This window comes from Anaerobacterium chartisolvens, assembly GCF_003337415.1.
GTDB lineage: Bacteria > Bacillota > Clostridia > Acetivibrionales > DSM-27016 > Anaerobacterium > Anaerobacterium chartisolvens.
Genome location: NZ_QPJT01000053.1, coordinates 1 through 7,875 on the forward strand (window position 1 = coordinate 1; position 7,875 = coordinate 7,875).

A 7,875-nucleotide genomic window follows, 5' to 3' on the forward strand; every position below is an offset into this window, starting at 1 on the left:
GTATAAAAAATATAACGGATTTAATTAATTTGTGCTCATGTTATTTGTGAGCTTCAAGGAATTATATAAGCTTTTGCCGGGCCTTGCTTGCTTTAGGAGACAAGGTCTTTTTGCTGTGTCTTGCTATGTGCTATGTGTGAAATCAGACGGATACAAACTTAAAAAAATGACTGCTACATGCACATAAAAAAATAGAGCGTTTCACGCTATAAAAAACAGGAGCGTCCCCAAAAAACAGCGGGTGTACTCACAGTACACCCGCTGTTTTCATGAATATCTCCCTGAGGTATTACCCCCAGGTTAATGTATTTGAACATGCAACCAAAGTAACAATTATACCGTTTATTATACCTGGCAGATATGGATTGTTGGTAATGCGGTAAATCTTCCGCGACAGTATTGCCGTAACTGGAAGAATAACCAACAACGGGAAGGTCCAAACGATTTGCATTCTGGCATTGTCGAAAAGCAGAAAACCGGTGCTGAACTTATCGATATATTGAAGCAACAGGAGAATTACTATCGGCAGAGTATTGAACAAGGCAAGTATTGCAGTGTTGACCCATTCGTTCTGCTTGCCTTCTTTTGAACCGATCCTGATGAAGTTGAAGCTATTGACAGCAACGGAATTCGCAATATAGAAGATAAGGAAGAAGACTGCATACGGGAATATGGAAACTAATATCTTATCAGGCCCGAACGCTTTTACAGCGAGAACCCATAACCTGAAATCCGTTTTGAAGAAATAATCCGCAAAGAAGACACAGGAGTAAGATATAGCTATAACAACTATAGACAGCACAACAGTCCTCCAAATTTTGTTCAACGGCATTCTGACTCCGCGCTCTGCAAGATTAAATCCGTTTTTCCTGCCATACAGATAATAGAAGAGTACCAGCAGCAGTATCGTAAACAGCCCGCACAGCAGTGCCCAAACACTGATTCCATACGGAGAGCTTTGAGGCCATGGGTCTTTGTTCATTGTAAATGACTTAACGTGTGTCAGAACCGGGACATATGTTAAGGCCCCAAAAGCTGCAGTTGCAGAAAGCATGCCCCAAAACCAGGATTTCCCTCCGTGCGTGGCATCTCTGACAGAAACAACCTCGTTTGAGCGAAGCGAGGAGAAAAATGGAGTGAACAACATAAGAACTGCAAGACATAAAACAAACATTGTAAATCCTATAAGTCCTATTAAATTGAACAACTCCTTAACCTGCCATACCTGGCTGCCTGCAGGAATTGAATTCGGCGAGCCTAAAGCGGCATTGAAAAATTCGATTGTCGCAGATGTAGAACGCTCGGAGAAATGCGACCACGGATGAGTAATGGGAGGGTTGTATATTACACGTATCGCTTCCTTTCCGTCTATGGTTTGACGGTATATTGTATCGGCAACGCGATTATCGCTTTCTTTGGGATCTATGCCGAAATGAAGGAAAGATTGGGCATTTGAATATTTAATGTAATCCTTAGAGGAGGTTGGATTTCCATTTTGATCCACATCGCGCATGAAGAATTCATCATACTGTGCAGCTACAATCCCTGCGTTGCGGCTGCCGTAAACATCTGTAAATTCCTTGGTTTTTGCATCTGCATATGTGGCGTCGGCACAGTTCAGAAGGACTGCGGAAATAAGCCTTTTAGGGGCCGCATTATCTTGTGCGATTGCAGCATTGCTCGACATGCCTCCAAGAGAATGTCCTGTGATACCAATGCGCTCCGTATCTATATAATTGAGAGTAGCCAGCATTTTGACCGCCTCATACATACCGGTTGTCAGGACACCTATGTTTGGGACATTTTCAGAATTACCGTGCGAAAACATATCCATCGACAGGACGACATAGCCACGTCGGGACAGCTCTACATAATTCGCATCCTGCATTTCTCGGTTGTTGAACATACCGTGGCTGACTACGATCGCAGGAGCCTTGTTTTTCTCTGAAACCCCATGCGGCACAAATAACAGGCCGCTCATCTGGTAACCGATTGTTGTCTCCCAGCGCAGGTCTTTTATTGTGACTGAACCTCCGGAGGTCTGAACCAAAGAAGCGCCTACCATGCTTATCAGCATAAGAGCTATTGCTATACATAACCACTTTTGCGCCCTCTTTTTAATAATATCCATTTAATCTCCTCCTAATTTTATAAATTATACAGGCATTTACAAAATGCCCGAGCCCGTTTATTTTATTGGGCTCTGCCTGGTGATTAATATAAATTTTCTCTCCGATTGATTTATTAATGTAAATGTAACCAAACACTAACACCGGAAACCGGAGGGAGAACTTATGTATGTCTACCAGATTAAGCTACAGTGCTATAAAAGGATGATTTTCATTTGTCAAAGGCTCAAAGATCAGTTGATTACCAAGCGTTTTTACGAAATGTTTTCCACCTTTTTCTAGCGAGCATTACACAAGTGCCAATTTTTCTATCAGGAATCAGATACCGAAGATAATATCCAATAAATTCTGGCCGTAGTAACCATCCGCCGTACCCGTACTGCAAACCAATATCCACGACAGCAGCATGGCGTTAATCAAAGCCCCAAGCCAAACGCTGCGAGTCATTTTGTACACCTTGCGGTTGATAAATACCGTCAGGGGAACGAAGAACAGCATTGAGTAGGACAGTGTAAAATCGCTAAAAGGTACGCCATTCCAATTTATCGTCATCAATTGGCTTATTATGAACAGCAACCAAACACCGATGGAATTGATGATGATAGTAAGGAACATCTCCTTGCGCTCAGAAATGTTAGTCCGGGTACTGTGATTGATCGAAAGGCTGATAACAAAAAACATTACAAAAAATACGATCATATATGGTATGGCATCTACCCACTGTTTTATCTTCATATCGGAGAACATCGTCTGGAAGAAACGGAAGTCCTGATTGAACAGGCGCTCGATGATAACCAGCATGGCGTTGGCTGAGGCAATCACAATAATACCGATCAGCAGCATTTTGAGAAAAACAGTAAACTTCATTTTTATATTCATTTCACGCAGACCTGACTCACCTGTAGACTTCTTTGAGACAAGCACCTTGCCGATGAGTATGATCAGGGAAGAAATTGAAATCATGATAATGAACCAGTCGGCAATAGCACTGGTAGTGACGAGCTTAAAAATATTAGGCGGAAATTTATGTGCTCCGCTTGCCCAAGTCGGTCCCAAGGTATTCGCTTTATATAGAGCCAGGATTGTAAATACTACAGTGAGTCCTGAAAAGATCCAATATGCAGTCCTATTGACACCACCAGACTTGCTCTCATACTGCTCTGCTATGCACGGAGCAAAGAACCTCGTCTTGGTTAGAAGCCCTATGATCGGGAACATCATACCAAGCATGCATACCATGGAAATCAAGTTGCAGAAAGCGCGAAGCAGCCATATGTTGCTGCTTGGATCAAGAGGCTGTGTAGTCGAATCCGTCAGATTGCCTCGGTTATAGTTAAGTGTCTGAGACAGTGTTTTGACCAAATAAGTATTATTTTCATTGGAAAAATACTGTTCAGAATGGGATGTGTTGGAATAGCAGGCGATGCGTGAGCTCCGGAGACTGATGGCTGAGGCGAGAGCCTGCGAATTCAAAATAGTAGTATCCTCCAGTGAGCCTATGCTTGTGTATTCAGAATTTTCCTTGTCTACCTGGTACCAGTTTCCAATCTTTACACCACCGAATACGCTTTTTTGAGTGGTTCCGTCAATATTCCATGTAGTACCGGGCCCTAAGGCATCGTACTTGCCGTTGATTAATATCACATTGACCTGGCATTCCCTCATCACCTTATAGCCGCCGACCAATACACTATCAGCTTTTGGGGCACTTGTACTTCCGGTAAGTACAATCGTGTTCAAGCGAGTGTCATATACAGCCTTCCTGTCAGCGCGGACAATTTTGTAGTAGGCGAGCTGTTCCGCGCTGAGGCGGGCGGCGGCAAGATCGTCAGCATTTTTTGAGATTTCATCCCTGGATAAGCTCTGTCCGAATGTATTTACTAATTCATTTATCATTATATCGTTGAAAGTGTAGTAGCCGCTATCCGCGATGGCAGCTGTCGCGATGCGGTTGCTTCCCATTGAGTGCCCGTACATAGCAATTCTGGTTGGGTCCACATAGTGCAGGGTACGCGCAAAGTTGAGTGCATCCAGCTCACCGAAAGGGCCGGCAAAGAACATAAATTTTTCAGCTCCCTGTCCCCCATCGTCACTGACAGGCTGTTCGCTAAGCCCCATACCGTAGGCGCTGACATTGAGCACCACGAAGCCACGGCGAGCAAGCTCCTCCGCGATACCGCGGAGTACATTCTTAGTTGCGCCTCTGCCGTGTGCCAGCAGCACGCAGGGTAGCTTGTCAGAGTCTGATATACCGGCAGGAACATATTGGTCAATATTTAACTCAGCACCCCGGGCATCAATCGTCAAGCGGGAAACCTTTACTTTCCCGCCGTCAGAAGAAATCAGCGCTGCAAAGAAGCTGAACACAAGAATTGCTACAATGAATAGAGACAGTAGACGCCTGCATCCATCAGCCGTCTTCAAATCAAACAGATTGTGCTTTCCCGATTTTATCATTTACTTTCCTCCTTATCTATCTTCATATTTCAGAAAATTTAGGAACAAAAAGCTTTTTACAGCGGTGTACAGCACATGCCACGCAGAGAGCAATTGCCTTAAATATGCCTGACTGCACCTCTTCATGCTAAATTACCCTTATGCTTTCACATATTTCGGTGAAGATTACCCCCAAAGCATAAGCCCCGGCATCAGGGTGGCCCAGACTTCTTTCTCCCACGCTTCCAGCCCTTCCCATTCTCGCCACAATATTTTCGGTTGCTTTTGCGCCAGCCACTGCAGCTCTTGCGCCATTTATAAACGCGGTCTTAATATCTGCATTACTTCCGGAACTTTCAGTCCATGAATCAGCACAAGGAACCAAAGCATCAATCAAAGTCTTATCTCCCACCACTGCACCTCTGCCAAAAGAATATTCTCCTGTATTTTGAATACCTTTAACCGCCATTTGCAGCATTTCCGCAAAATCCTTGATTGAGAGCTTCTGCTTTCCCTCGGCATATTTTCCGGCCGCCCTGAAGGCAGACCCCCAAATGGGGCCCGAAGCACCTCCGCAATATTGCATAATCACCAAAGAACATGCGCCCAAAAAGCTTCCTATGGATTGTGTATTGTTTTCTATAATTTCCTTCCACTCTCTTTTCAACTGCTTAAAGCCTTTGGCAACACTCATTCCAAAATCTCCGTCGCCGGCGTGTGAGTCCAATTCGCAGAACGGAATTTCATTTCTTATAATACATTCACTCATTTGATCTACAATATAGATCATATTATTAACGGATATTTTATTATCTTGTATGATTGCATAAGCTTCATTTGTCTGGACCTTATAGGAAGCTTCCCTTGCTTCCTCACTTATTGCCGTCAAATCCACGTACTGAACCCATTCTACCGGTCCATCCACTTTAAATGCCGGGGCGCTGCTCTTGCAGGAAAGAAGCTCTTTTAATTGCTCGTCCAGCTTCATGATTGAAACAGATGCACCCAGCATGTCGATACTTGTCATATAATTTCCTACAAATGTCCTATTGATTTTAATATTCTTCTGGGACAGCTCTCTTGTTACTGCATTGTTCAAAAGGTACAGCTCCTGCAGTGGAGTTCCTCCAAAACCGTTAATCAGTAATGCAACTTCTTCTTTTGAGCCTTCCACCATCTGTAAATCCTCCAGAAGCGCCTCTACCATTCTATGTGCCAGCTCATCTGCGGAAATAATCTTTTCTCTTTTTCTTCCCGGCTCTCCGTGAATACCAACACCATACTCCATCTCGTCTTCGCCAATATCAAAGGTTGGTGTGCCCTTTGCAGGTACTGTACAGGAGCTTAACGCAAAGCCGATGCTGCGTACATTCCGGGCAGCCTTCTGTGCTGCTTCCTTGACCTCCTGCAAGCTTTTCCCCTGCTCCGCAATTGCTCCGGCGATTTTATGGACAAGCACAGTACCTGCAACCCCACGCCTTCCAACTGTATACAAGCTGTCCTGCACAGCAATATCGTCCTCTACCTTGATGTAATCAACCTGAATACCGTCTTCACCTGCGAGATAAGCAGCATTTTTGAAATTCATCATATCTCCGCTGTAGTTTTTTATAATAAGCAGTGTTCCTTTTTCACTTGCTGTAGCCTTAATAGCCTGATACACCTGAATTTGAGACGGAGAGGCAAAGATATCTCCACAAACCGCCGCATCTAGCATACCTTTTCCTACAAACCCTGCATGAGCAGGCTCATGACCACTTCCTCCGCCACTAATCAAAGTAACCTTATCAGCATTTACTTGTTTCTTCTTGATAACCTTATACTTAGCTATAAACTCCAGTTCCGGATGAGCTGAAGCTATGCCGTTGCACATTTCTATTACAACCGTTTCCGGCCTGTTTATTATCTTCTTCATGCTAAACCCCTCGATTCTTCTTATGATTGCTTCCAATCGTGTCTGCAGTCTTTATTGCTGCAGCCACAGACTCAACCGTTATCGGAAAAGGCATAGCATGTATGGATTCTTCCGGAATACATGCTTTTGCGGCCACTGCCATCAGATCCTCCTGTGATAACCGGTCAACTCCGATATCGGAAAGGCATACAGGCAATCCTACTTCCAAGCAGAAATTCAAAACTTCATTTATTTCACTCATAGGTGCATTTTCAAGCACAAGCTGTGCCAATGTTCCAAACGCGACCTTTTCACCATGATAATATTTATGAGTACCTTCCAGTATGGTAAGCCCGTCATGGATTGCATGTGCTCCGCCAAGGCCTCCGCTTTCAAAGCCCAAGCCCGAAAGAAGGATATTTGCTTCAACAATATTTTCAAGTGCCTGCGTCACACATTTGTTTTCGCATGAAATTTTTGCTTTTAACCCGTCCTTCATAAGTGTCTGATAGCACAAAGCCGCAAGTGCAAGTGCAGTATTTGTCCCTTTTGCTTCACCGCAGACACCCTCACGGTATCCGCATGGCAGTCCTGCATTGACATTGGAATAAGAATTCGATGTTGCTCTTGCCTCAAAATAAGTGGAAAGTGCGTCGCCCATACCGGATACAAGAAATCTGACAGGTGCATTGGCAATAACAGATGTATCGATAAGAACGACACTTGGGCTCTGCTTGAAGTAAGCATAATCGTCAAACGCACCGTCTTCAGTGTATAAAACAGCCGAATGACTTGTTGGCGCATCCGTTGCTGCTATTGTAGGAACGATAATAAGCGCTTCGCCCTCCGCTACACATTTTGCTGTATCGATGGCTTTACCTCCGCCTAAGCCTATTGTGCAAGCACAGGATTTGTCCTTTGCCAGCTCCTTTAACCGCGCAACCTCCTGACGCGAGCATTCCCCTCTAAAACCGCTCTCGACAAATTCGATCCCAAACTTCCTTTTCGTACTATCCAGCTTGTCTTTGACTCTTGAAACATCATCCGAATGAGCTATAAGCAGTGCTGTTTTACCAAATAAATTAACGAAATACCCCAGGTTCAGAAGTTCGTCTTCCCCCTGCACATACTTGCTTGGGCTAATAAATGCTTTTCTCACAGTAAAACCCTCCAATTCGCATTTTATTTACCTATAACTGAATTATATCAACATTCCTGTACACACATGTAGAAAAGTAATGACAGGATGTTGTAATCCGCAATCGTAATATCTTGTCATTCTTAGTTTAAAATAGTATAATTTTGTAGGGGACGCTCCTGCTTTTAGAACATTTGTTCTTGACAATTATTACACAAAGGAGGTATAATATATCTCATAAAGCAATATATTCTGAGGTGATGATTATGCCGAGAGCA

General features: G+C 43.9%; 4 protein-coding genes. All 4 read right to left on the reverse strand.

Features of this window, described 5'->3' with window-relative positions; genetic code table 11:
- Positions 1-289: 289 nt before the first annotated feature.
- Positions 290-2,131 carry an alpha/beta hydrolase family protein gene (locus DFR58_RS21250; RefSeq protein ID WP_114300433.1) on the reverse strand — a complete coding sequence of 614 codons (1,842 nt, stop codon included), beginning with the start codon at positions 2,129-2,131 and terminating at the stop codon, positions 290-292.
- Between the two features lie 316 nt (positions 2,132-2,447).
- Positions 2,448-4,586 carry an alpha/beta hydrolase family protein gene (locus tag DFR58_RS21255; RefSeq protein ID WP_114300435.1) on the reverse strand — a complete coding sequence of 713 codons (2,139 nt, stop codon included), beginning with the start codon at positions 4,584-4,586 and terminating at the stop codon, positions 2,448-2,450.
- A gap of 127 nt (positions 4,587-4,713) precedes the next feature.
- Positions 4,714-6,480 carry a dihydroxyacetone kinase subunit DhaK gene (dhaK, locus tag DFR58_RS21260; RefSeq protein ID WP_114300437.1) on the reverse strand — a complete coding sequence of 589 codons (1,767 nt, stop codon included), beginning with the start codon at positions 6,478-6,480 and terminating at the stop codon, positions 4,714-4,716.
- A gap of 1 nt (position 6,481) precedes the next feature.
- Complete coding sequence (locus tag DFR58_RS21265) at positions 6,482-7,618, reverse strand: glycerol dehydrogenase (protein ID WP_114300439.1); 1,137 nt, start codon at positions 7,616-7,618, stop codon at positions 6,482-6,484.
- Positions 7,619-7,875: the final 257 nt, after the last annotated feature.

Excerpts from the sequence above, each read along its gene's own strand:
- dhaK (WP_114300437.1), bottom strand. The coding sequence starts at position 6,480 with ATGAAGAAGATAATAAACAGGCCGGAAACGGTTGTAATAGAAATGTGC.
- DFR58_RS21255 (WP_114300435.1), bottom strand. The coding sequence starts at position 4,586 with ATGATAAAATCGGGAAAGCACAATCTGTTTGATTTGAAGACGGCTGAT.
- DFR58_RS21250 (WP_114300433.1), bottom strand. The coding sequence starts at position 2,131 with ATGGATATTATTAAAAAGAGGGCGCAAAAGTGGTTATGTATAGCAATA.